General features: G+C 67.3%; 20 protein-coding genes. 8 read left to right on the top strand and 12 right to left on the bottom strand.

Annotated elements, in window-relative coordinates; genetic code table 11:
• Nucleotides 1-639 (bottom strand): TetR/AcrR family transcriptional regulator, encoded by a 639-nt coding sequence (locus BST42_RS00730; RefSeq protein ID WP_110918446.1) that lies wholly within the window; start codon nucleotides 637-639, stop codon nucleotides 1-3.
• A gap of 137 nt (nucleotides 640-776) precedes the next feature.
• Between BST42_RS00730 and BST42_RS00725 the strand changes: the two genes are divergently transcribed.
• Complete coding sequence (locus tag BST42_RS00725) at nucleotides 777-2,258, top strand: cytochrome P450 (RefSeq protein WP_083116656.1); 1,482 nt, start codon at nucleotides 777-779, stop codon at nucleotides 2,256-2,258.
• 7 nt (nucleotides 2,259-2,265) lie between these two features.
• On the opposite strand, the gene BST42_RS00720 is transcribed toward BST42_RS00725, so the two are convergent.
• Nucleotides 2,266-2,724, bottom strand: coding sequence for a homocitrate synthase (locus tag BST42_RS00720; protein ID WP_165760756.1), 459 nt, complete (start codon nucleotides 2,722-2,724; stop codon nucleotides 2,266-2,268).
• A gap of 190 nt (nucleotides 2,725-2,914) precedes the next feature.
• On the opposite strand from BST42_RS00720, the gene BST42_RS29500 reads away from it, so the two are divergent.
• Nucleotides 2,915-3,052, top strand: a complete 138-nt coding sequence (locus tag BST42_RS29500; RefSeq protein WP_165760755.1) for a DUF8730 family Cys-rich protein — start codon at nucleotides 2,915-2,917, stop codon at nucleotides 3,050-3,052.
• On the opposite strand, the gene BST42_RS00715 is transcribed toward BST42_RS29500, so the two are convergent.
• The 6 genes from BST42_RS00715 to BST42_RS00690 form a co-directional block, all read right to left on the bottom strand.
• Complete coding sequence (locus tag BST42_RS00715; protein WP_083117210.1) at nucleotides 3,049-4,113, bottom strand: phosphotransferase family protein; 1,065 nt, start codon at nucleotides 4,111-4,113, stop codon at nucleotides 3,049-3,051. The two genes, BST42_RS29500 and BST42_RS00715, sit on opposite strands and share 4 nt — an antisense overlap.
• 5 nt (nucleotides 4,114-4,118) lie before the next feature.
• Nucleotides 4,119-6,287, bottom strand: a complete 2,169-nt coding sequence (locus BST42_RS00710) for a SpoIIE family protein phosphatase (protein WP_083116654.1) — start codon at nucleotides 6,285-6,287, stop codon at nucleotides 4,119-4,121.
• An 84-nt stretch (nucleotides 6,288-6,371) separates the two neighbouring features.
• Entirely contained in the window at nucleotides 6,372-7,376 is a 1,005-nt protein-coding gene (locus BST42_RS00705) for an NAD-dependent epimerase/dehydratase family protein (RefSeq protein WP_237159147.1), read from the bottom strand.
• Between the two features lie 166 nt (nucleotides 7,377-7,542).
• Entirely contained in the window at nucleotides 7,543-8,901 is a 1,359-nt protein-coding gene (locus tag BST42_RS00700) for a neutral zinc metallopeptidase (protein WP_083116652.1), read from the bottom strand.
• 80 nt (nucleotides 8,902-8,981) lie between these two features.
• Nucleotides 8,982-11,147, bottom strand: coding sequence for an acyl-CoA dehydrogenase family protein (locus BST42_RS00695; RefSeq protein ID WP_083116651.1), 2,166 nt, complete (start codon nucleotides 11,145-11,147; stop codon nucleotides 8,982-8,984).
• A gap of 89 nt (nucleotides 11,148-11,236) precedes the next feature.
• On the bottom strand, nucleotides 11,237-11,995 hold the full coding sequence (locus BST42_RS00690; RefSeq protein ID WP_083116650.1) for an SDR family NAD(P)-dependent oxidoreductase: 759 nt from the start codon (nucleotides 11,993-11,995) through the stop codon (nucleotides 11,237-11,239).
• Between the two features lie 160 nt (nucleotides 11,996-12,155).
• Between BST42_RS00690 and BST42_RS00685 the strand changes: the two genes are divergently transcribed.
• Nucleotides 12,156-13,694, top strand: a complete 1,539-nt coding sequence (locus BST42_RS00685; protein ID WP_083116649.1) for a molybdopterin-dependent oxidoreductase — start codon at nucleotides 12,156-12,158, stop codon at nucleotides 13,692-13,694.
• Nucleotides 13,695-13,745: 51 nt separating this feature from the next.
• Complete coding sequence (locus BST42_RS00680) at nucleotides 13,746-15,281, top strand: ATP-dependent DNA ligase (protein WP_083116648.1); 1,536 nt, start codon at nucleotides 13,746-13,748, stop codon at nucleotides 15,279-15,281.
• A gap of 29 nt (nucleotides 15,282-15,310) precedes the next feature.
• Here the strand turns inward: BST42_RS00680 and BST42_RS00675 are convergent, their stop codons facing one another.
• A complete protein-coding gene (locus BST42_RS00675; protein ID WP_083116647.1) occupies nucleotides 15,311-16,906 on the bottom strand; it encodes an FAD-dependent oxidoreductase in 1,596 nt (531 codons plus the stop codon).
• A gap of 215 nt (nucleotides 16,907-17,121) precedes the next feature.
• Nucleotides 17,122-18,399, bottom strand: a complete 1,278-nt coding sequence (locus BST42_RS00670) for an ATP-binding protein (RefSeq protein ID WP_083116646.1) — start codon at nucleotides 18,397-18,399, stop codon at nucleotides 17,122-17,124.
• A gap of 195 nt (nucleotides 18,400-18,594) precedes the next feature.
• Here BST42_RS00670 and BST42_RS00665 point away from each other — a divergent pair, with 195 nt between their 5' ends.
• Both BST42_RS00665 and BST42_RS00660 read left to right on the top strand, forming a co-directional pair.
• Entirely contained in the window at nucleotides 18,595-20,889 is a 2,295-nt protein-coding gene (locus BST42_RS00665; RefSeq protein WP_083116645.1) for a carbon starvation CstA family protein, read from the top strand.
• Entirely contained in the window at nucleotides 20,835-21,026 is a 192-nt protein-coding gene (locus BST42_RS00660; protein ID WP_083116644.1) for a YbdD/YjiX family protein, read from the top strand. The genes BST42_RS00665 and BST42_RS00660 overlap by 55 nt, the downstream gene beginning before the upstream one ends.
• A 14-nt stretch (nucleotides 21,027-21,040) precedes the next feature.
• Here BST42_RS00660 and BST42_RS00655 read toward each other — a convergent pair whose 3' ends face one another.
• Nucleotides 21,041-21,661, bottom strand: coding sequence for a nucleoside/nucleotide kinase family protein (locus BST42_RS00655; protein WP_237159146.1), 621 nt, complete (start codon nucleotides 21,659-21,661; stop codon nucleotides 21,041-21,043).
• A gap of 233 nt (nucleotides 21,662-21,894) precedes the next feature.
• Between BST42_RS00655 and BST42_RS00650 the strand changes: the two genes are divergently transcribed.
• Both BST42_RS00650 and BST42_RS00645 read left to right on the top strand, forming a co-directional pair.
• The gene (locus BST42_RS00650) at nucleotides 21,895-23,127 is read left to right on the top strand and encodes an acyl-CoA dehydrogenase family protein (RefSeq protein ID WP_083117208.1); all 1,233 of its coding nucleotides are present in this window, start codon (nucleotides 21,895-21,897) and stop codon (nucleotides 23,125-23,127) included.
• Nucleotides 23,127-24,263 carry an acyl-CoA dehydrogenase family protein gene (locus BST42_RS00645; RefSeq protein WP_083116643.1) on the top strand — a complete coding sequence of 379 codons (1,137 nt, stop codon included), beginning with the start codon at nucleotides 23,127-23,129 and terminating at the stop codon, nucleotides 24,261-24,263. Before BST42_RS00650 ends, BST42_RS00645 begins: the two co-directional genes overlap by 1 nt.
• Here the strand turns inward: BST42_RS00645 and BST42_RS00640 are convergent.
• Nucleotides 24,260-25,099 carry an SDR family oxidoreductase gene (locus tag BST42_RS00640; protein WP_083116642.1) on the bottom strand — a complete coding sequence of 280 codons (840 nt, stop codon included), beginning with the start codon at nucleotides 25,097-25,099 and terminating at the stop codon, nucleotides 24,260-24,262. The two genes, BST42_RS00645 and BST42_RS00640, sit on opposite strands and share 4 nt — an antisense overlap.
• Nucleotides 25,100-25,163: the final 64 nt, after the last annotated feature.

Genomic DNA, 25,163 nt, shown 5'->3' with positions numbered 1-25,163 from the left:
CTAGTCGCCGACCCGTCCACCCCACAGCGCGTGCAACCACAGCTTCTCCAGGATGCGCACCGCGCGGTCCAGGTCGCGGTCCGGTCCCACGAATGCCGTCTCCGCCGACAGTGTCAATGCTGTTGTCGCCGTGAGGATCCGGACGAGTCCGTGGATATCGTCGCTGATCGGGTCCGCGGTGCCGTTGCGGATCTCGGCTTCGACGATCGGCACGATCTGATCGATCACCGTGTCGTTGTACCGGTCCAGGATCTCGCGGATCTCGGCGTCGGTGTGGCGGGCGGCGTTGCACGCCGACATCACCGGGTCGTTGTGCGCGTAGACGACGGCGGCGCTGCGCACCATGCGTTCGGCGAACGCCGTCGGCGTCTCGCCGGGTCCGCGCGGGGCGAACGAGTGGGTGAGTTCCTCGAGTTCGTGGGCGGCCTCGCCGACGATGTGGGCCAGCACGGCGTACTTGGAGTCGAAGTAGAAGTAGAAGCCGGAGCGCGCGACCCCGGCACGATCGCTGATCGTGCTGACCGAGAGTTCGGCGAAGGGCTTCTCTTCGAGCAGCTCGCGAACGGCTTGGACGATGGCGTGCCGCTGCTTGTCGCCACGGCGACGCGGCGCCTCGACGGGGTCCTGCGCAGCGGTCACCCGTTCACCTTGCACCACGCCGGGGGCGAAGTGAAACTTGACATGCGTCAAGAAAGTTGGCCAGGATGGAGGAAACCTGTGGTGCCGGCCACACCTGGCCGGCAAGAATGCCTGTTCTCTGTTTCCGAGGAGCGTCGATGGCGACCATCAGTACCCCCCACTACCTGCTGGATCAGGCTCGTCGCCGGTTCACGCCCACCCTGAACACCATCCCGGGAATGGGTGCGGTCGAGAAGCGGCTGCGTGAGCGCGATTGGCCCCAGTTCGAGTTGGCCCAGCCGCCCGCGGGCAGCGGCCTCAAGACCGTCATGGGCGATTCGGGGCTTCCCCTTCTCGGCCACATGGTCGAGACCTTCCGCGGCGGTCCCGAGTATCTGCTGCAGGTCTACCGCAAGTACGGACCGATCCACTACGCCTACTCCCCGGCCCTGCCCGCGGTGACCGCGCTGGGACCCGATGCCACCCAGGCGGTGTTCTCGAACAAGAACAAGGATTTCTCGCAGAAGGGCTGGCATCCGGTCATCGGTCCGTTCTTCAACCGCGGCCTGATGATGCTCGACTTCGACGAGCACATGTACCACCGGCGCATCATGCAGGAGGCGTTCACCCGCACCCGGTTGTCCGGCTACGTCGAGCACATCGACCGGGTCGCCTCCCAGGTCATCGCCAACGACTGGGTGACCAACGACCCACGCTTCCTGTTCCATCCGGCGGTCAAGGAACTCACCCTCGACATCGCCTCGGTGGTGTTCATGGGCCACGAGCCCGGCTCCGACCACGACCTGGTGACCAAGGTGAACGCGGCGTTCACCACGACCACCCGCGCGGGCGGGGCGATCATCCGCACATCCGTTCCGCCGTTCAAGTGGTGGCGTGGATTGCAGGCCCGCAAGGTGCTGGAGGACTACTTCAGCGAGCGCCTCAAGGAACGCCGCAACGCCGAGGGCACCGACATGTTGACGGTGCTGTGCCACACCGCCGACGACGAAGGCAACAAGTTCACCGACGACGACATCGTCAACCACATGATCTTCCTGATGATGGCCGCGCACGACACCTCGACGTCGACGCTCACCACGATGGCCAACCAGCTCGCCGCCAACCCCGAGTGGCAGGAGCGTTGCCGCGACGAGTCCGACCGGCTCGGCGACGGGCCGCTGGACATCGAGGCGCTCGAGAAACTGGAGACCCTCGACCTGGTGATCAACGAGTCGCTGCGGATGGTCACTCCGTTGCCGTTCAACGTTCGGCAGGCGGTGCGCGACACCGAACTACTGGGCTTCTTCATCCCGGCCGGCACCAACGTCAACGTCTGGCCCGGACTGAACCACCGCCTGCCCGAGCTGTGGACCGATCCCGAGAAGTTCGACCCGGATCGCTTCGCCGAGCCGCGCAACGAGCACAAGCGGCATCGCTACGCGTTCGCGCCGTTCGGCGGCGGCGCGCATAAGTGCATCGGGATGGTCTTCGGGCAGCTGGAGATCAAGACCGTCATGCATCGGCTACTGCGCAAGTACCGGCTCGAGCTCCCGCACCCGGGCTACCAGCCCCGCTACGACTACGCGGGAATGCCGGTGCCGATGGACGGTATGCCGATCGTGCTGCGCCCGCTGCACTGACCGGCGGTCAGCCGATCAGCCGGTTTGCGCAGGCGATGACGGCGCGCAGCGCCGACTGGGTGGGATCTTCCGCCCATCCCATCGCCCATTCCCGGCTGCGTCCGTCGCTGCCTTGCACAAAGGTCGCGGTGTGCGGTCCGGATGCCAGTTGGTGGAAGCGGGTCATCTCGACGCCGATCCCGCGCTCGTAGAGCATCGCGGTCAGCGCCGCGACCGGACCGCTGGCGTGCACGGTCGCGTTCTCTATGCGGTCACCGATCGCGAGCGTCGCACAGAACCGGCGGGGCTGCGGGCCGAGGCGGGCGAGACGGTCATCGCATTCCCACGCCCACAACTGGACGGGGCCGTCGGTGGCGCTGAACGTGGCGGTGAAGTCGCTCCACGGCATGGCTTCGGCATGTTCACGCAGCTCAAAGGGCAACGGAGCGCAGAACCGCGGTAACGGTTGGGAAATGGTGCTGGTCATGTGAATCGGTCTTCTCATCCGAACGGAGGCTGACCGACGTCGTAGCATTCGACCCACAGCGGGGGGTCGGTCTGGATCAGACCCCGCTGCGGGTAGCTACTACGACAAGCACACGATGCATGGCCGCAAGGCTAGTCCTCGGCGGCCCAGCGATGCAACCGAGATAATCTGCCGACCAGAAGGAGTTGATATGTGTTACCCCGTTGAATGCCCCAATTGCCACAAGACCACCTGGGCGGGTTGTGGCGAGCACGTCGACCAGGTGATGCGCGACGTGCCACCCGCCCAGCAGTGCACCTGCGGCCAGGGCAGCCGGCCCGGCCACTAGACGAACGGGTTGTCCCCGGTGGCGACCTGGACGCCGAGACCGATCAGCCGGCTAGCCGAATCATGCAGCCGCTCACCGGCTTCGCGATGTGCTTTGCCGGCCAGATATCGCGAGTACGTGCCCTCGATGACGATCGCCAGCTTGAAGCACGCCATGGCGATGTACCAGTTCAGGTGTTCGGTGGGCCGCCCACCGGCGCCGGCGTAGGCGGCGACCAATTCTGTGCGCGACGGCAGCCCACCGAGCGCGGCCAGTTCGCGCCCGGCATTGATCGGGTCGGGATCATCCGGCCAGCACACCAGGATCCAGCCCAGATCCAGTAACGGATCGCCGATGGTGCACATCTCCCAGTCGACGAACGCCGCGACCTCGGGGGCGTCGCGGCGCAGCAGCACGTTGTTGAGGTGCGCGTCGCCGTGCATGATGCCCGGCTCACCGTCGGGCGGCCGATGCTCACCAAGCCAGTCCGCCAGCCGGCCAACCTCCAGCATTTCCGGTCGGTAGCTCTCGTGGCGGTAGCTGTCGAGCAGCCCGAGGAAGTTCGGAACCTGGCGCGCCAGAAACGATCCCGGACGATGCAGCTGCTGCAACGGGCGACCCTGCCACGGCGCCGCACTCAGGCGGGCCAGATCTGCCACGTAATTCAGGCCCACCTGATGCCGCAGCCGTGGGTCGGCGACGTACGCGGGGGCCACCTCGGTGGCCGGGTTGAAGCCGTCGACATCCTCCATCAGATAGAAGACGACACCCAGCACACCGAGGTCGTCACAGCCGGCCACGAATCGGGGATGGGGCACCGGGCTTCCGGTCAACGTCTGCAGCACTGCGATCTCGCGCTGCATGGTGCGATTGCTGTTGGGGCGCGGGTGGGGCGGCGGCCTCCGCAGCACCAGGCGACGGTCGTCGACACGTAACCGCACAACGACGTTCTGAGTTCCGCCGGTCAGTGGTTCGACATCGTCTACGCCCGAACCGATTCCGTTGTCGCGCACCCAGGTGGTCAGCGCACGGACGGCGGCCGGGTCAAGTGTTCCGGGAACCTCGGCGGCCCGGTCCTCGATGTTGCTCAATGGTCAGTGGATTCCTGAAAGTTGTTGTTGCTGATGCCGGCTCCGAAGCGGACGGCGACCGCGCAGACATCGTCGTTGCGGGGTGGCGGCGCCAGGGTGTGGGTCAGTTCCCGGCATGCCGAGGGCAAAGCCTCGTCCCCCCGCCAGTCGGCGACGATGTGCTCGACGCGCACCATTCCCGATTCGATGTCCTGGCCGCGTCGCTCGATGAGACCGTCGGTGTACATGACGAGGATGTCCCCCTCTCTCACCGTGACGTTGCCTTCGCTGTAGGACGCCCGCTCGACCGGGCCCAGTACGGGGCCGTGCGCACCGGCCAACCGGATGACCGTCCCGGTCGACGCTCGCCGCAGCAACAGCGGCGGGTGCCCTGCCGAGGCGTAGCACAAGGTGCCCGAGGACGAATCCAGAAGCACCACACTCATTGTCGCGAATTTTCCGTTGCTGGCGTGACGGGTGAACGCGTTGAGCGCCGTCAGCAACTGGGCAGGAGCCAACCCTTGTAGGGCCAGTGCTCGCCCAGCACTGCGCAGTTGAGCCATATCCTCCACCGCGGGCAGCCCGTGGCCCACCACATCGCCAACCGCCAGATAGGTTCGGCCGTGCGATAATTCGAGCGCGTCGTACCAGTCGCCGCCAAGACCCTGCACCAGGTCGGCGGGTTCATAGCTCACCCCGACGTCCACTCCGTCGATCGGAATCGGGCTGGTCGGCAGAACGGCCGCCTGCAGCACCGCCGCGCGGGCGTGTTCATCGGCGTACATTCGTGCCCGCACCAGCGCCTGGCCGATCATCGTCGCAACCGCCGAGGTATAGGCGAGCTGCGCGGTGTCCAGCGGCTGGGTGTCGGCCCACGCCAACACCAGCGCACCAATTGCCTTACCGCCCACAGTCAACGGCCAGCTCACAACTGCCGCGCCGCCGCTTGCGACCATCCACTTGGCGTTGTCGGGGTATCGCCGGCGATACTCGGCGACCGTGCGGATCACCACCGGCTGACCGGTGCGGACCGCATCGGTGGCTGCGGTGGACTCACTGACCGCCACATCCTCGTGGAACTGGTTGACCATGAATTCGGGATAGCCACCCATCGCCACCCACTCGAGGATGGCGCCCTCATCACTGACCAGGCCCACCGCGACCGCTTGCGCGCCTGCGTCATTGATCACCTGACCGATGACCGCGTCACCGATCTGTTTCTGGGTGAACGCCCCCGACAGCAGTCGGCCGAGGTTGGCGAGCGTCTCCAGACGGGCCCGCTCACGCTGTTCGGCCTGGTGTTGCCTGACCGCTGTGACGCGTCCCCCGGCTTCCTGCGCGGTCAGCATCGCGACCAGCACCACCACCGCGATGAACGCCTGGGCTATCGCCAGCTGACCCGGTCGGTGCAGATCAAGGTTCTCGAAGGTCGAGTATCCGGCGTTGGCCATGCCGTTGGCGGTGAACGCCAGCGCGCCACCGCACAGGGCGGCACCGATCATGTCCAGACGCAGGGCCGCCCATGCCATCACCGGCAACAGGAACAGAGCAGGAGGAAGCGCGAGACGGAACGACACGAAGGTCAGTACGGCCATGCTGGTGAGGACCACGATCGTCTCCAGCATCCGCGATCGCAGGATGTGGGATTGCACTGGCCACAACAAGATTGGTGCACCGATCATCAGGACACCGACCCCGTCGCCGGCCCACCAGTGCAAGACGGCCAGCGCCCAATCGACCTGCTTGTGCGCAGATGTGGTCAGGCCGCCGATCAGGCCACCCGCCAGCGGGCCCAACACCATGGCTCCGGCCACGAATCGTGCGAGGTCCTCGCGCTTGCGCAGATCAGGCGGTCCCTTGCACCACGCCAGCACCAGCGAGGCTCCGACAAGCGGCTCCACTGAGTTGGCCACCGCGAATCCCACCGCCGACTGCCACCCCGCTCCGTAGCGAAGGTCGACGGCGAGCTCCGCCACCACGATCGCGGCGACGATCACCGGCCACATCGTCCGCCGGGTCAGCAGCATGGCCGCCACCGTCACCCCGGCCGGCGGGAAGAACGCGGGTCCGATACCGGCACCGAAGGTCTGCCACGACAACACCGACCCGGCCAGGTAGGGCAAGGCGACCCAGCCGAACAAGCCGGCCGCGAATCCGATCCGATCGCGAGTACGCGAGACGCTCACACGGCCACACTTCGTGATCCGTGGATCAGCCGGGCCGCACGCACGTGACGAGCGTAGCCACCCGTCGGCAAACCTGAGGGATTCTCAGCAAGCCCGCTCGCGTCGTCGTCGGCCGAAGAACTCGACCGCTTCCCGGATGGACTCGTGCACATCGCGCGGGTGCCACCCCATTTCGCGGGTTGCCTTACCGTGATCCATCGGTGCCATGATCCCCATCAGCCGCACGGTGGTCGGATTCAGCGGCAGGTCGCGGCCGGTCAGCGCGGCGACGGCGCCGCCGAGGGCCCCGGCGGCTGTCATCACCGGCTTCGGGATGCCCCACCGCGGGGCAGGCCGACCTGCCGCGAGCGCCGCGGTCTCATAGAGCTCCCGGTAGGGCAGATACCGCTCGGAGATGATGTAGCGCTCCCCCACCCGTCCGTGGTCGGCGGCCAGCAACAGCGCGCGGGCGGCGTCGGTGATACCGACGACCTCCGTCGCCATTCCGTCCATATAGAAGGGCAGCTTGCCGGCCGCGGCGGCAGCCACCAGCGACCCGTGCGGAGTGGGCTGCCAATCCCCCGCGCCGTACGTGTTGGACACGCATAACGCCACCGCGGGCAGTGCCTTGTCGCGGCTGTAGTCCAGCACCAGCTTTTCCGCCGCGATCCGCGAGCCGATGTAGCCGCCGCCCTTGCCGTCCCAGTTGACCGGGGTGTCCTCGTTCACGACGCCACCGGTACCTAATCCGATCGTCCCGATGGTGCTGGTGAAAACGAACTTCCGCAGATCGGCGTTCACGGCAGCATCGAGGACGTGACGCAGGCCTTCGACATTGGTGCGGTACAGCGGTGCCGGATCGCGCAGGTGTGCCCGGGTGTCGACGACGCAGTAGTAGACGACGTCGCAGCCGTCCATCGCCTCCTTCAGCCCGGCGTCGTCGAAGATGTCCCCGTAGAAGCGCCGTACGGGCAAGTCATCGAGGCCACGGGTGGAGCTGGATTTGCGGAGCATGACGCGGACGGTGTCGCCGCGCTCCACCAACTGCCGCGTCACATGCGAGCCGAGGAAACCGCTCGCGCCCAGAACCAGTGAGTCGGTGCCTGCCACGTTCCGGAGCATGCCCGAAACCGGTCTCGGAGGACAAGATTGCGGATCTGTTCACCGGGACATTGCGGGCGGCGCTACCCGACGACCGGCGCGAAATCGACGGCATGGTCATGATTGAGGCGCCACCACGACCATGAGGTAGATCTCGGCGCTACCGGCCACAGGCTCAGTCCTTCAGGCAGGCACCCGCTCCGTCGAGCACGCCGGTGTGGAAGTGCCGGATCCTTTCGTAACCGGCACCCTGGCGGTCGACGTCACCGTCGCCGCGGAATACCAGCAGCGCGGTGATGGCCTCGTCGAGGTCGCCGGGCGAGATGCCGAAGCTGCTGGTGTCCTTGCGGTTCTGCAACAGGACACTTGCCGTGTACGAACCTGCGAAGCAGTCGCCGCGCAACGACTGGGTCTTGTCGTCGGACGTGTCGTTGGCGCGGGTCATCGCGGCGAGCCCGAACTGCGTGGCGATCAGCGTCGCGACCGCGTAGTCGCCACCCTGGTTGTACACGGTGCGCATCGCGTCGTTCTCCCAGCCGATGTAATCGTCTGGGACACAATAGAACAGCGCGTAGCCCTCAGCGCGAGTGTTACCGCACATCGGCGGGTTGGACGGGTCGAACGGCTCCAGGCCTTTCACCGGCACCCACGCTTCGCCGTTGGTCAGTTCCGGATAAACGTGCGCCCAGTAGTCCTCGATGTCGTAAGGCACGTCGTTGACCATCGCGTCGTACGGCATGTCGCCCCCGGCGGCCTCGTCCTCCGCGCTCTGGAAGGGCAACTCGACGACGACCGGGTTGTCGTCCCGGTAGGCCTTGCAGGCGGTGGGCCCGTTGTCGTAGCCGTCCTGGAAGGCGCCGACCCGGTCGAAGCCGCTGCCGTGCGCCGAGGGATCGATCTTGCTGGTGCCTGGAGAATCTCGAAGCTCGAGGATGCCCGCAAGAGCGTTGTCCATCTCGGCGGCATTCACCTTGTAGAGCCCGGAGTCCTTGGCGTGCTTGGCCCAGCCACCGGCAAAACAGTCAGCCTGCAACTCCTGGGTCACCGTCCGGGCGGTGAAATTCGACCGGGCCTGGATGGCATGGCCCCACTCGTGGGCCAGCACGATCGGAATGACGAAATCGCCGAATTTCGACTGCAGATCAGGCAGCAGCCCGGCGGAGTCCCAGGCCACCACATCCTTACTGGCGCAGTAGAACGCGTTGCCGGAGATGTCGCCGACGGCCGACGCGCACGGCGGCAAGTCGCCGGATGACGGGACCACCGCGAAGAAGCCACCCGCCACCGGCTTGTATTCGCTGCCATAGAGCTTGGGGTATTCGGTGGCCCAGTACTTCTGCAGGTCGGCGATCGCCTGAACGGCGATCTTGTTGACCGACGTGGATGCATCGCCGGTGATCTTGATGTCGCCCGGCGCCGTATTGGCAACCTGTGTGTTCTGCGCGAGGGACTGGGGTTTGTCGGGCTTGGGCCCCCCACCGCACGCCGCCAGAACGATCGCGAGGGTGGCCGATACCAGACCTGTGAATCGCATGCACGAACATTAGCCATTACCACAGCTTTCTGCGGTGAATACCACAGAAACGGTTTGCCAACGGCGTAGCGTCGCGTCGATTACTTGATCAGCGGGTCCCGCGGCATGCCGAGGATGCGCTCGGCGATCTGGTTGCGGGTGATCTCCGACGTGCCGCCGGCGATGGACAGTGCACGCGAACCCAGGGCCGCCCGCCCTGCCAGTTCGCCCTCGCCACCCTCGAGTGCCGCATCCGGTCCGACCAGTGCCGCAGCAATGGTGCCTTGCTCCTGGAACTGTTCGGCCAGAATGAGTTTGGTGATGTTGCCTTCCGGGCCGGGCCCGGCGCCCTCCAACGCGCGAACAACGCGGCGTAGGTTCAGCAGACGCAGCGCCTGGTCTCTGGCCAGGAACCGGCCGACCCACTGAATTGCACCGGCGACGCGGTCGCCGTGAGCCTTGGTCAGCGACACCAGCCACGCCGCCGCCGGAGCGATCGTGCCTGCGCCGCCACCGATGCTCACCCGCTCGTTGCCCAGCGTGGCGCGCGCGACGGTCCACCCGGCGTTCGGCTCCCCGACCACATCCTCGTCGGGGACGAACACGTCATCGAAGAACACCTCGTTGAAGTCGGCGCCGCCGGTGATCTGGCGTAAGGGCCGAACCTCCACCCCTGGCGCCTCCATGTCCAGGATCACTGTCGTGATGCCGGCGTGCTTGGGCACCTCGAAATCGGTGCGCACCGTGGCCAGGCCGCGCTTGCAGTAGTGCGCACCGCTGGTCCACACCTTCTGGCCGCTGATCTTCCATCCGCCGTCCACGCGAGTGGCCCGGGTCTTGACCGCCGCGGCGTCCGAACCCGCCGACGGTTCGGAGAACAGCTGGCACCAGATCTCGTCCTTGCGCAGTGCCTTCTCGACGAATCGCTCGATCTGAGAAGGAGTTCCGTGCTGAACCAGGGTCAGGATCACCCAGCCGGTGATGCCGTAGTCCGGCCGCTTGACACCGGCGGCGGCGAACTCCTCTTCGATCAGCAATTGCTCGACGGCACCGGCAGCCCGGCCCCACGGCTTCGGCCAGTGCGGCATCACATACCCCGTCGCGATCAGCTCGTCGAGTTGCGCCTTCTCATCCAGCTTGGCGAGTTCAACGGCATCAGAGCGGATTTGAGTGCGCAGCTGCTCGGCCTCGGGCGGCAGGTCCAGGCTGTTGGCGCGGCCGTGGCCGGCGTCGGTCAGGGTGAACACGTCGGTGGCCGGGCCGTCCCCGCCGAGGACCGCCTGCACGGTCAGCGCCCGCCGAAGATGCAGATGCGCGTCGTGCTCCCAGGTGAAGCCGATACCGCCGTGCACCTGAATGTTCAACTCCGCGTTGCGGACATAGGCCGGAAACGCCAATGCGGCCGCCGCCGCTGCGATCAGTTCGAACTGCTTCGGATCGTCGGCGAAGGCACGGGCGGCGTCCCACACGACGGCGACCGCCGATTCCGAGCCGACGATCATGTCAGCGCAGTGATGCTTGATCGCCTGGAAGGTCGCGATGGTGCGGCCGAACTGCTCACGGACCTTGGCGTATTCAACAGCGGTGTCCACACAATCCGACGCTCCGCCCGCGGCCTCGGCTGCGAACAGCGTGCGCGCCAAGGCCAGCGCCACGCTGCGCGCCCCGGTGAGCACGTTGCCTGCCACCGCGACGTCGCGCAGCGTCACCCGCCCGGAGCGCCGCGCCCGGTCGAGGCTGCCAGGCAGTTCGACCGAGACCCCGTCTGCGCTTCGCTGCACCAGCAGCACATCGTCGTCGGCGACGAGCACCAGCAAGTCGGCGAGTCCGGCGCCGAGGACCACGCCCGCGTCGCCGCCGGCGGTGTCACCGGACAGGGTGAGGTCGCCGCCGAATCCGACTGCGGCAGTGACGGATCCATCGGCCAGACCGGGCAGCAATCGCGCCTTCTGCTCGTCGCTGCCCGCCGCCGACACCACCGCCGACGCGACGACGGTGGGGACGAACGGGCCTGGCGCCACCGCGCGTCCGAGCTCGTCGACGACGACCACCAGCTCCGGCAACCCGAAACCCGAACCGCCGTACTGTTCGTCGACGTGCAACCCGAGCCAGCCCAACCCTGCCAGCTCGGCCCAGAACGGTGGAGCCGTCTCCTCGGCGTCGTCGGCGAGCAGTGCGCGTGCGGCCGCCCTCGCCTTCTGCGTGCTCAGAAATGAGCGCGCCACCTCACTGAGTTCACGGTGGTCGTCGGTCAGTGCGATACCCATCGGATCCTCCTCGAGGCGGCGGTGCCCGGCCCAATCCCTATTGCTCTAATGCCTTACCACAGCCGGTTGACCGCAGTACGGCGCCCGGATCACTTGGGGGCGAACCGCTGCCCGGCGTCGAGACGGATGCACTGCCCGTTGAGCATCGGGTTGTCGACGATCGCGGCGACCAGCTTGGCGAATTCTTCGGGGCGGCCGAGTCGCTTCGGGAAGGCGGCGTCCTTGGTCAGCGCCTTGGCGAACTCGTCGGGAATGCCCTTGGTCAGGCCGGTGGCGAACAGGCTGGGCGCGATTGCGAGCGCGCGAATGCCGACCGGGCCGAGGTCGCGAGCCATGGTCAGGCACATGCCGGCGATGCCGGCCTTGGCGGCCGTGTAAGCAACCTGGCCGATCTGGCCTTCGAACGCGGCGATCGAGGCGGTGTTGATGATGACGCCGCGCTCTTCGTCTTCGGGCTCGTTGTTGGCCATGTGCGCGGCCGCGAGGCGGCTGATGTTGAAGCTGGCGATCAGGTTGAGGTTGATCGTGCTCTGGAAGGTCTCCAGGGCGTGCGGGCCGTTCTTGCCGAACGTCTTCTCCGCGACACCGCCACCGGCGGTGGTCAGCACGACGTGCAGGCCACCAAGCGCCTCGACCGCGTCGGCAAGCACCTTTTCGGTGCCGGCGAAGTCGGTGACGTCGACCGGGATGAACGGGCCGCCCACACTGGACGCGACCTCGGGGCCGTCGGTGCCTTCGCGGTCGAGAATCGCCACCTGAGCTCCGCGGGAGGCCAGCAGTTCAGCGCTTGCCCGCCCGAAGCCCGACGCGCCGCCGATGACGACCACCTTCTTGCCCGAGATCTCCATCCGATACTCCTGTCCGTTGACGCGGCTCGGTTCCCGTGCCGCTTACAGTTCGCAGTTCAATTCGCGGGGACACCCCGGTGGCGCCCAAGCCGGTACGCACGTTACCGCTCGTCATCAAACGGTCACGGACAGGGTGTCTACCCAGCGGTAGGTTGGCCGTATGGCCCAAACCTCGACCGGTCTGCGCATGGGCGCCGGCGTGGCGGCCGCCGCCGTCGCTCTCGGCGTGGTCCAGCTGAGCGCGGCTTTCTTCTCGCCGGCAGCCGATGCGCGGACCGCCGTGGGCACCGCGGTCATCAACGCGACGCCCGGGCCGGTGAAGGAATGGGCGATCCTGACCTTCGGCACGGCCGACAAGTTGTTCCTCTCCGTGGCCGTGATCGCGGTGATCGCGGTGCTGGCCGCCGTCGCCGCGATCTGGGAACGGTCCCGCATCCCGGTCGGCTCGGTGGCGTTTCTGCTCGCGGCCGCCGCCGGCAGCGCGGCGGTGCTGGCCCGGCCGGGCGCTCGGCCGGTCGACATCATTCCGACCCTGCTCGGCGCGGTCTGCGGGATCGCGGTCTTGCGGCTACTGACTTCGGGCCGCATCGCCGAAAGGCGTGCCACCGACACCCCCGACGAAGCCGAAGTAGATCCAGGCCGCAGGCTGTCGCTCGCGACGCTGGGGTTTGCCGGACTCGGGTTGCTCGGAGGCGTTGCGGGCGTGGTGATCACCCGGCGACTGCACTCGGTGTCCGGCGACCGGGACACCTTCGCGCTGCCCTCGGCCGCGCCGCCGTCGCCGGTTCCCGCCGATGTCACACCGGCCGGCGTCCAACTGCCCAGCTTCATCACCGGCAACGGCGACTTCTACCGCATCGATACCGCTCTGAGCGTCCCACAACTGTCCCGTGCCGACTTCCGGCTGCGCATCCACGGGATGGTCGACCGCGAAATCACCTACACCTTCGACGACTTGAAGAAGTTCGAGCCGATCGACAAGGTCGTGACGTTGACGTGCGTGTCCAACCCGGTCGGCGGTGATTTGATATCCAACGCCACCTGGACGGGTTACCGGGTCAGGGACCTGTTGCGGGACAGCGGAATCCACACCGATGCCGACATGGTGCTCTCGACGTCGGTCGACGGGTTCACCGCAGGCACCCCGGTGGAGGCGCTCACCGACGGCCGCGACGCGATCCTCGCGATCGGGATGAACGGCGTGCCACTGCCGGTCGAACACGGCTACCCCGCGCGGCTCGTGGTGCCCGGGCTGTACGGCTACGTCTCGGCCACCAAGTGGGTGGTGGACCTGGAACTGACCCGCTTCGACCGGGTGCAGGCCTACTGGACCAAGCTCGGCTGGTCCGAGCGCGGTCCGATCAAGACCGAGTCACGGGTCGACGTGCCGCGCGACGGTCAGAAGGTGGCCAAGGGGCCGGTGACCTTCGGCGGGGTGGCGTGGGCGCAGAACCGGGGCGTGAAGGCCGTCGAAGTCCGCATCGACGACGGACCGTGGCAGCAGGCGCAGCTGGGTGCGGCCTACTCGAACGACACCTGGCGACTGTGGAGCTTCCCGTGGACGGCCACCCAGAACGGGTTCCACACGATCACGGTCCGCGCCACCGACAACACCGGTGCGGTGCAGACGCAAGACCAGGCGCCTCCGGCACCCGACGGTGCGACGGGCTGGCACTCGGTGTCCTTCGAAGTCTCCTGACGCCGTGGTTGTCCCGGGCGGGTTGTCGTAGTGCCGTGCCAACCTGGAGCCATGTTGCTCGGCGATGTCGTGGCCGCCTCCGCCGATGTGTCGGCGACGTCATCGCGGCTGGCGAAGGTGGCGCGGATCGCCGACCTGTTGTCAGGCGTCGGAGATCCACGGGTGGTTCAGGTCGTGGTGTCGTGGCTGTCCGGCGATCTCCCACAGCGCCAGATCGGGGTGGGCTGGGCGGCGTTGCGGTCATTGCCCGCACCGGCCGAGGAGTCCACGCTGACCGTGGCCGCAGTCGATGTGACGTTCACCGAGATCGGCGCCGTCGCGGGCAAGGGCTCGCAGGCCCGGCGGGCCGAGCTGCTCGGCGGTCTGTTCGGCACGGCAACCGACACCGAGCAGGTGTTCCTGCGCCGGTTGCTCGGCGGTGAGTTGCGTCAAGGCGCACAGGCCGGGGTGATGGTCGACGCGGTGGCGAAGGCGGCCGGCCTGCCCGCCGCGGCCGTTCGCCGGGCAGCCATGCTCGGTGGCGATCTGCCTGCGGTGGCGGCCTCGGCGCTGACCGGCGGAGCCGAAGCGCTCGGCGCATTCACGCTGACTGTGGGCAAACCGGTGGGTCCGATGCTGGCCCAAACCGCAACCGGCGTGGCCGACGCGCTCGAACGCCTCAGCGGCGACGCGATTTTCGAGGCCAAGCTCGACGGTGCTCGCGTACAGATTCACCGCTCGGGTGACGACGTGACCGTCTACACCCGCAGCCTCGATGACGTGACGGCCCGGTTGCCCGAGGTGGTGGACGCCGCGCTGGCGTTGCCGGTGACTTCCCTGATCGCCGACGGGGAGGCGATCGCTCTGCGCCCCGACAACCGTCCGCACAGATTTCAGGTCACCGCTTCCCGGTTCGGCAAGAGTGCCGACGTGGCCGCAGCGCGGGCGGCACAACAACTTTCGGTGTTCTTCTTCGACATCCTCCACCTCGACGGCGTCGACCTGCTCGACGAACCGACGCATGCCCGGCTCGCCGCGCTGGACGCGATCGTGCCCGCCGATCAGCGCGTCGACCGGCTGGCCACCACGGATGCCGCCGCGGCACAGCAGTTCCTGGATGTGACTCTGGCGGCCGGGCACGAAGGCGTGATGGCCAAATCGCCCGCCTCGCCCTACGAGGCTGGACGCCGCGGAGCAGGCTGGCTGAAGGTCAAGCCGGTGCACACCCTTGATCTGGTGGTGCTGGCGGTGGAATGGGGCTCGGGCCGGCGGACGGGCAAGCTGTCGAATATCCATCTGGGCGCCCGCGATCCGGACAGCGGTGACTTCGTGATGCTGGGCAAGACATTCAAGGGCATGACCGACGCGATGCTGGACTGGCAGACCGCGCGGTTCAGCGAACTGGCGACCGGCCCGCTCGACAAGTACGTGGTCCCGGTGCGGCCCGAGCAGGTCGTCGAGATCGCCTTCGACGGGGTACAGGGCTCCACCCGGTATCCCGCCGGAATGGCGCTGCGCTTCGCGCGGGTGCTGCGATACCGCGACGACAAGAGCCCTGCCGAGGCCGACACCGTCGACACCGTGCGCGCGTTCTACGAGCGCGACTGACCGGGCTCGCGCGCCCACCGAGCCTGTCGTTACCGCGCCGTGTTCTGCGAAAAGGCCAACAGCCAACCGTCGCCGGTACGTACCGCGACGCTGGTGTTGCGACGGGTCCGTCGCCGGATTGGTCCAGTGATCGCCGTGCGGGCTTGGATCAACGCCACATCGGGCGTGAGATAACGCAGTCGGGTGATCTGGGTTGGCGCCCGGCGGCGATGTGTCTGACGGTCGACAAGCGCACGGATGGCCTGTTCGTCGGTTCCGTTGAGCGACGAGTGCGAGGTGGCAGGCGAGCTGAAGAGTGTCGCTCGCGGATGGCGGAGGTTGGCGAGCAGGACTCGGACGAGGAACCGCCGCTCCCGCAGCCTCGCGGGCGAATCGATGAGGCCACGAACCCGCAGAATTTGTTCAGCCACAGCGATATCCGTGCCGGCAGCCCGCAGCACTGCACGCTGCATCCACGCCTGGGTGTGGTGGCCTGAAGCAGGCTGGGGCTGGTCGTTGGCCCTATTGACCGCCCACACCGGGCCGATGTGTTCGGCCGCGGCCCGATAGAAGCGCCGGGGCGAGTCGGCGGCGCCTGCGCGCAGACAGTCGCGTAATGAAAGGGCCTGCAGGGCAGCCATGGTCATACCTTGCCCGTGAAGCGGGTTGAGGCTGCACAGGGCATCACCGAGGACAACCAGTCCCGCCGGCAGGTCCGCGGCCTGGTCATAGCGTCGCCACACAGCACCCGTATTGCGCGAGATCGAGATCTCCCCAATACACGTAGCGTCACGCAGCCCGGCCACCATCTCGGTAGGCAACATCGGCTCGACGGTTCGCATCATCTCGGCGTAACTGCTTGGCGGAGGCCCGCATTCATCCGACCGGGAGACTGCCAGCATCCAGGTATCGCGCTCATAGGCGACGAGCATCGCTCCCGGCGCCCGCCTGCCCTGGTTGACGAAGGCCAAGCGGTGCCGAATGCGCCCTGGCGGGATATGCAACAGCTGACTGGAATATCCCCCGGTCGACGGGACCCGCTTCTCGGGCACCACACCGAAGCCCTGGTTCGCCAGGAAGCGCGCGGAGCACGCTGCACGCCCGGTGGCGTCGACCACCAGATCGGCGCCGAGGATCGCCGGGCTGCCGGTCTCGCGATCGATGACCCGCACCCCGGCGACTGAACCGTCCGTCAATACCGGTCCCACGATGTTCCGCTGCCCGACGAGGGTGACATTCGGCAGCCCATTCACGCGTCGGCGCAGATGGAACTCAAGGAACGGCCGGCTGGCTTGGTAGGCGGCGACCGCTTGCGGATCTGCCAGGTGACCAACGGGATTGAGCTCGTGATCGCCGATCCGGACATAAACCCGCGACAAGTCGTTGCCGTCGTCGACGACGGCCCCGTCCGCTCCCATCTCAGCCAGGATTCCGGGAAACAGCTCACCGATCGCCTGCGTGCCGCGACTCAGCAAGCTGTGCAGATGACGTCCCTGCGGCACCCCGGTCCGCTGCTCGGCGCATTCCGGCAAGGTGTCGCGTTCCACGACGGTGATGGACGAATAGAACTCCGACAAAACCCGCGCCGCAAACAGTCCCGCCATACCCGCTCCGAGAACCACCGCGTGCGAACCCAATTCGGTCATGTGGTCGCCTCCGTCCCGCTGCGCCGACGGCGTCATCCGCAGCCATGGGTGGTGACCCTAACACGAGATTAAGAAAAATAAGGGAAAGTTATGGGAATTCTAAGGAAGCGCCTAACTGACGCGGATCGCGCTCACCGAGCCTGTCGTTACCGCGCCCTGTACTCGCACTTCGTGTCGGCAACAACAGCTTCGGCGACCCCACCGCGTGAACGGCACTACACGCGAGCGAAATCGGTTTTGCCGCGGTCGAATTCGGCCAGCATGTCGGCGGTCAGTGTCGGCCTGACCTCGCCGATCGCAGCAAGGTAGTCCTCGGTGGTGGCCGGCTGGCCGAGCCCGTGGCGCATCTCGCGTTCGAAGGCGGCCTGCGAACCCTTGCGCGCGGCGAATTCGATGTCGGCTGGGGTGAAGAACTCCGAGGCGCCGACAAGACGGTCGACGTCGACGTGGACCAGCGCCTTGCCGAGGTAGCGCTGCCACACCGCCCGGCGAGCCGGCTGATCCGGGGGACCGACGGGGATCACGTAGTCGAAACGGCCGGGCCGCAGAAACGCCGAGTCCAGGGAATGGACCGCGTTGGTGGCGCACACCAGCAGCCGGTTGTCCTTCTGCCTGAATGCCGGAATCAGCTTGAGGAGTTCGTTGGTGACACCCAGCTCGGCCGTGGTCGCGCCGGACCGTGCGGTCGCGATCTCCTCCACCTCATCGATGAACAACACCAGCTCGTCGAGTTCGGCCAGTTCGGCGAAGGCCTCCCGCAGCGAGGCCGCCAGGCCGCCGTTGCCGGTGGCGGCCAGCCGCGACGGGAAGAGCTCCACGAACGGCCAGCCGAGCCGCGACGAGATCGCTTTCGCGAAGCTCGTCTTGCCGGTTCCGGGCGGTCCGAAGAGGATCACCGCTTTGGGCGGCTGCACCCCGTAACGCTCAGCGACGTCCGGGTGCGCCAGCGGGTCGACGATGCGGCGTTCGATGATCTGCTTCTCCTGCTCCATGCCGGCCATCTCGTCGAACAGGCCGGGCGGCAGGAACTGGCCGCCGAGTTCGTCGAGCAGGTTCGCCTGGTCCAGGCCCAGATGCTCGACCATCTCGAAATAGACCAAACCCTCCCGGCGGGTGTAGCCGGAGTTCTCCATCGCCGCCGCCCCGGTGGCCCCGTCGGGCAGCACCGCACAGATCCGGCGCACCCCCTGCGCGCGCAGCCGCCGCTCCAGGTCACCGAGCAGGGCACTCCCGATGCCGCGATAACGCCACCGCGAACCGAGCGCGACCAGCAGGATCCACGCCCGTTCGCCCTGCGTCTGCGCCACGGCCATGGCGACCACCTCGTCGCCCACTTCGGCCACCACGGCAGGCTGCCCGGAACGCGCGGCGGCCATCACCTCGGCGACGGTGAACACCGGCTCGCCCGACCCTGGCGCGCGGCTCTGATCCCACACCTGGATCGCCTGGTCGATGTCGTCATCGCGGTAGTCCCGCAAGCGCCATGGTGGCATGGCCCACCTCCTCGGTTGCGATAGAGGGTGACGGCAGAATCCGCGGGCGGCATCCCCCAAGCGGGTGGAATTCGGGTGGGACGGACTGGTCGCAGACCCGCCGCAATCCGCCCCAATTGAAGACCGGCCGAACCTGTGAATGAAAGGATCACCGCACGGCCCGACACTGCACATCTGGCGCAAGGGAGAAACACTGTGGCTGCACCGACCGGCGCGCCGTCGGAACACATGGAAGAGACCAGGGGCGACGTCACCTACATCCGCACCGACCCTGAGCTACCGCCGGTGGCCATCGTCGACCGGTCACCGATCACCCTCCGGCACAAGCTGATCTTCGGGGCCGTCGCGGTGCTGGGAGCAATCGCGTGGGCAATCATCGCGTTCTTCCGCGGCGAGACCGTCAACGCGGTGTGGTTCGTCATCGCGGCGATCTGCACCTACGTCATCGGATACCGGTTCTACGCGCGGCTCATCGAGATGAAAATCGTGCGGCCCCGCGACGACCATGCCACGCCGGCCGAGATCTTCGAGAACGGCACCGATTACATGCCCACCGACCGGCGGGTGCTGTTCGGTCACCACTTCGCCGCCATCGCCGGGGCGGGTCCCCTTGTCGGGCCTGTGCTGGCCATGCAGATGGGCTATCTGCCCGGCACGATCTGGATCATTGTCGGCGCGGTGTTCGCCGGCTGCGTCCAGGACTATCTGGTGCTGGCGATCTCGACCCGCCGCCGGGGACGTTCTCTTGGCCAGATGGCCCGCGACGAACTCGGCGCCTTCGGCGGGGCGGCGGCGATCGTCGCGGTGCTGGCCATCATGGTGATCCTGCTCGCGGTGCTCGCGCTGGTCGTGGTCGGCGCGCTCGCCGAAAGCCCGTGGGGGGTGTTCTCCATCGCGATGACGATTCCGATCGCCATCTTCATGGGTCTCTATTTGCGTTTCCTGCGGCCGGGACGAGTCTCCGAAGTGTCCTTGATCGGTGTCGCCCTACTGCTGCTTGCCGTGGCCAGCGGCGGGTGGGTCGCCGGAACCGATTGGGGCACAGACTGGTTCACGTTGTCCAAGGTGACTCTGTCGTGGTGCATCATCGTCTACGGTCTTGCCGCCTCGGTGCTGCCGGTGTGGTTCCTGTTGGCGCCGCGCGATTACCTGTCGACGTTCATGAAGGTCGGCACCATCGCGCTGCTTGCGGTCGGCATCCTGCTGGCCCGCCCGATCATGGAAGCCCCGGCGGTCTCCAAGTTCGCCGAGAGCGGCTCCGGCCCGGTGTTCGCCGGCTCGCTGTTCCCGTTCCTGTTCATCACCATCGCCTGCGGCGCACTGTCGGGTTTCCACTCGCTGATCTCGTCGGGCACCACGCCCAAGCTGCTGGAGAAGGAAAGCCAGATGCGCCTGATCGGCTACGGCGGCATGCTCACCGAGTCGTTCGTGGCGATCATGGCGCTCATCACCGCCGCCATCCTCAACCAGCATCTCTACTTCGCGATCAACGCGCCGTCGGCCCAGACCGGCACGACGGCCGAGACGGCAGCCAAATACGTCAACGGCCTTGGACTGTCCGGCGCCCCGATCACCCCGGCTGAGATCAACGACGCCGCCGCGAGTGTCGGTGAGCACTCGATCATCTCGCGCACCGGTGGGGCGCCGACGCTGGCGTTCGGCATGTCCGAGGTGCTGCACAAGGTGTTCGGCGGACCGGGGCTGAGGGCGTTCTGGTACCACTTCGCGATCATGTTCGAGGCCCTGTTCATTCTGACCACCGTCGACGCAGGCACCCGAGTCGCCCGGTTCATGCTGTCCGACGGGTTGGCCAACCTCGGCGGGCCTTTCGGGCGGCTGCGCAATCCGAGCTGGCGGGTGGGGGCTTGGATCTGCAGTGTCGTGGTGGTCGCCGGCTGGGGGTCGATCCTGCTGATGGGTGTCACCGATCCCCTCGGCGGAATCAACACGCTGTTCCCACTGTTCGGCATCGCCAACCAGCTGCTGGCCGCGATCGCGCTGACCGTCGTCACGGTCGTGGTGATCAAGCGGGGTCTGCTGAAATGGGCGTGGATTCCCGCGATTCCGCTGCTGTGGGATTTGACGGTCACCCTCACCGCGTCGTGGCAGAAGATCTTCTCCGGCGATCCCAAGGTGGGCTACTGGACGCAGCACTTCCAGTACCGCGCCGCCGCGGAGGCGGGCAAGACGGCGTTCGGATCGGCCAAGAACGCCGACCAGTTGCATGCCGTCATCCGCAACACGTTCATCCAGGGCACCCTGTCGATCGTGTTCGCCGCAGCGGTGGTCATCGTGTTCGCCGTCGGCGTGATCGTGGCGGTGCGGGCCATCCGGGGCGGCGGTCCGCCGCTGAGCGACGACACCCCGGTGCCGTCGAAGATCTTCGGGCCGTCAGGTCTGATATCCACCTCCGCGGAGAAGGAGGTGCAGAAGGAATGGGACGCGCTACCCGCGCAGCACGCCAAATCCGTTGGTATGTCGGCGCATTGATGGGCGACAGTCATTACCGCCGCTACGTCGAACATCACGCCCGCGCGCATCCGGGCGAGCCTGTGCTGACCGAGGCACAGTACTGGCGCAAGCGGCACAGCGATGCTGACGTCAACCCGAGTGCTCGCTGCTGCTAGCCGTTCGGCGCGCGTCAGCAGCCGTCGACGACGAGATCCGACCGCGGCTTGGCGGTCGCGATCAGTCGGGCGTTCGGCTCGTCGACGGCGTCCACCCAGGCGGCCGCGGCCCGCGGGGTGCGACCACCTTCGATGTGCCGCCGGATCAACCGCACCCGCCGCTCCGGCGCCGGGCAGTCGAGGTAGTACAGCCGGGCCAGCAGCGGCCGCACCTGCGCCCATGGCCCGTCGGGCAAACCCAGATAGTTGCCCTCGGTGACCACCAGCCGACTGGTCGCGGGCACCACATGACCCGCGGCCACCGGTTCGTCGAGGCCACGCTCGAAGGCAGGCACGTACACATCTGCGCGGCCGTACTCCTCGGCGATGCGACGCAGGACGGCCAGATAGCCGGCCGCGTCGAACGTGTCGACCGCGCCTTTGCGGTCACGGCGGCCCAACGCGTCGAGGACCGCGTTCGACAGATGGAAGCCGTCCATGGGGACATAGGACGCTCCGCCGAAACGGCTCAAGAGGGCTTGCGCCACCGTCGACTTCCCCGCGCCAGGCGGCCCGGTGATGCCCACCAGAACTCGACCCGGTGCCGTGGCGAGCAGACCGGCGACGTCGGCGGCGAGTATTTCAACGGCGGACACGATGGGCGCAAACCTACCTTGAACGAACGAACGGCCCGGTCCCTTGTGCAGGGACCGAGCCTCTCAGTGTCACGTGTGGGGGAACGCCCGGCGGCGTCCTCCCGACCTGTTCCCCGGCTTCTGGGACCTCAAACCCGAGAGCGCAGAATGAGTGGCACCCAGCGCGCGCCCGGCACCGACAACGGGCTACGGTTACTTCTGAGAACGGCCGTGCGCAGATGGAGGAACAGCTGATGGACCTGTCGTGGTCGGCGAAAGATCTCGAGTTCCAAGACGAGGTGCGGGCGTTCCTCGCCGAGAAGCTCACCCCCGATTTGCGGCAGGCAGGCCGGCTGATGACCAGCGTCTACGCCGACCACGAGGCCAGCATGGCCTGGCAGGCGATTCTTCACGAGCGCGGTTGGGCCGCTCCGGCGTGGCCGGTCGAGTACGGCGGCTGCGACTGGACCCTGACCCAGCACTACATCTTCAGCCGCGAGTCGACCCTCGCCGGTGCGCCCGCGCTGTCGCCGATGGGGATCTCGATGGTCGCGCACGCCATCATCGCCTACGGCACGCCCGAGCAGAAGGACTACTTCCTGCCCCGGATCCTCACCGGCGAGGTCTTCTTCTGCCAGGGATATTCCGAACCCGAGGCCGGTTCGGACCTGGCCTCGCTGTCGATGTCGGCGGTGCGGGACGGCGATGATCTCGTCTGTACCGGCAGCAAGATCTGGACTACCCATGCCGGCGAGGCCAATTGGATCTTCGCCCTGGTTCGTACCTCGCGAACGGGCCGCAAGCAGCAGGGCATCACCTTCGTGTTGATCGACATGAGCACCCCGGGCATCGAGATCCGGCCGCTGGTGATGACGTCCGGCGAGCAGGTGCAGAACCAGATCTTCTTCGACGGGGTGCGGGTGCCCACGTCGAATGTGATCGGACAGATCGACGACGGCTGGACCGTGGCCAAGTATCTGCTGGAGTTCGAACGCGGCGGCGGCGCGACGGCACCTGGGCTGCAGGCGATGGCCCGGGCCATCGCCACCGCGGCCACCGAGCAGCCCGGGCCTGACGGGGGCCGGCTGATCGACAGCCCGGCGTTCGCCGCCAAGCTCGCCGATGTCGGGATCCGCGCGGAGGTACTCGAGATCCTCGAATTCCGGGTCCTCACAACGGTTGCCGGAGGCGGTCATCCGGGCGCGGCGTCGTCGATGCTGAAGATCCTGTCCACCGAGCTGTCGCAGGCGATCACCGAGCTGGCGATGGAAGCGGCAGGCCCACACGGCCGGGCATACCAACCGCACGCCACCAGGCCGGGCGGTCCGGTGGCCGACTTCGAGCCGCCGGCAGACGGTTACGTCAGTGGTCAGCCGTGGCAGGCGGTGGCACCGCTGCGTTACTTCAACGACCGGGCCGGCTCAATCTACGCGGGCAGCAACGAGATTCAGCGCAATATTCTGGCCAAAGCGACCCTGGGGCTGTAATGGACTTCAACCTGAACAAAGAACAAGAGCTCCTGCGCGACGGCCTGGCTAAGTTCCTGGCCACCCGTTACGACCTCGAGAAGAGCCGCACCGCTGCGAAGATCGGGCCGGGCTGGCAGCCCGAGATCTGGCGTGGCCTCGCCGACAACCTCGGCATTCTCGGTGCCGCCTTCCCGGAGTCGGTCGGTGGAATCGGGGGCGGCCCGGTCGAGATCATGGTGATCGCCGAGGAACTCGGCCGCGCACTGGTGATCGAGCCCTTCGTCGACACGGTCGTAGTGGCCGGTGGACTGCTGCAGCGCGCCGACCACCGCTGCGCCGCGGCACTATTGGCGCGCATCGCCGACGGCAGCGCGATCGTCGTGCTGGCCGGCACCGAGCCGGACAACGGTGCCCATGCGATGTCCACCACCGCGGTCCGCACCGGCGACGAGTGGGTCATCACCGGCGACAAGATCGTCGTCACCGCCGCCCCGCTGGCCACCCATCTGCTGATCACCGCACGAACCTCGGGGGAAACCACTGACGCGCATGGGGTTTCACTGTTTCTCACCGAGTTCGACCCCGCCAGCCCGCCCCCCGGGGTCGAGGTACACGGCTACCGCACCATCGACGACCGGCGCGGAGCCGACCTGACCTTCGACGGGCTGCGCCTGCCCGCTGATGCGCTTCTCACCGAGGACGCGGCAGGCTCGTTGGCCCGGGCTCGCGACGAAGGTGCGGCCGCGGTCTGCGCGGAGGCGGTCGGCAGCATGCGAAAGGTGTTGTCCGACACGGTCGAATACTGCAAACAACGCCAGCAGTTCGGTCAGCCGATCGGCACCTTCCAGGTTCTGCAACACCGCATGGTCGACATGTACATGGAGCTCGAGCAGTCCGTCGCGGCGGTATACCTTGCGATGCTGAACCTCGATGCCGAGCCGCAGGTTCGGGCCAGGGCCGTCTCGGCGGCCAAGGCGACCATCGGGCGAGCCGCGCGGTTCATCGGACAGAACGCCGTCCAGCTTCACGGCGGCATGGGAATGACCGAGGAATTGGCGATCGGCCACTACTTCAAGCGACTCACCGCGCTGCAGTACGAGTTCGGTTCCACCGATGAGCACCGCGCTCGGTACGCGAAACTGACTCGTCCTTAGGCGTTTTGGGCGGCCACTCGGGCTCGTTCGCGCATCGAGGCGATCACGCCGCCGTCGTTGAGGATGTCGGTTCCGGTCAGATAGGTGGCCCGCTCGCTGGCGCAGAAGGCGAACAGCTCAGCCATCTCCTCGGCCTTCCCCCAGCGGGGCACCGCGGCGTTGGCGACCATCGCGCCGGCGCCGGCGTCGGCCTCCAGCAGACCCATCTCGGTGTCCACAGATCCCGGCGACACCGAGACGATGCGCAGCCCTTTGGCGTTGAACCGTTCGGCCTGTGACGAGCTGTACCACCGGACGAAGGTCTTGCTCACGCTGTAGGCCAGCCCGGAGCGCATCTCCTCCCCCGCGATGTCGCACGCCGCCAACATCTCGGTCAGGAACCGTTGCTCATCGGTGAAGGCCAGGTCGAAATGCTGAGCCGGGACGAGTTCGTCGGGCAGCATGTGCGACGCCATCGACGCCACGTTGACGATCGCCGATCCGTCACCGGCCGAGGCGAAGAACGCCTCGTTGACCCGCAGGGTGCCGATGGCGTTGGTGGTCATGACGTAGTCGGCGTCGCCCATACTCGGGCTGACGCCGGCGGTGTGGATCACCGAGGCGATCGGCCCGATTGCGGCCGCGCTCTCGAACAGGCGCGCGACGGCATCCCGGTCGGTGACATCGCAGTGGACCGGCGTTGCCGAGACTCCCAGGCTCTCGAGCTCCGCGACGGCCCCGTCCAACCGGTCCTTCCGGACGTCGCAGAGCACGACCGTGTGGTCCCGGCCGACGATCCTGGCGGTGGCCCGACCCATGCCGCCCGCGCCCCCGGTGATTACCGAAACCCGTGTCATGCCCGGACGATATCTGGCCGACTCGCGCGGGTGGGCAGCAGGGCAGAAAGTGCGTCAGAAACAG

The sequence above is a fragment of the Mycolicibacterium rhodesiae genome (assembly GCF_002086695.1).
Taxonomy (GTDB): Bacteria; Actinomycetota; Actinomycetes; order Mycobacteriales; family Mycobacteriaceae; genus Mycobacterium; species Mycobacterium rhodesiae.
The sequence above is the reverse complement of the archived record's forward strand: the minus strand, read 5'-3'. Positions and strand labels throughout refer to the sequence as shown.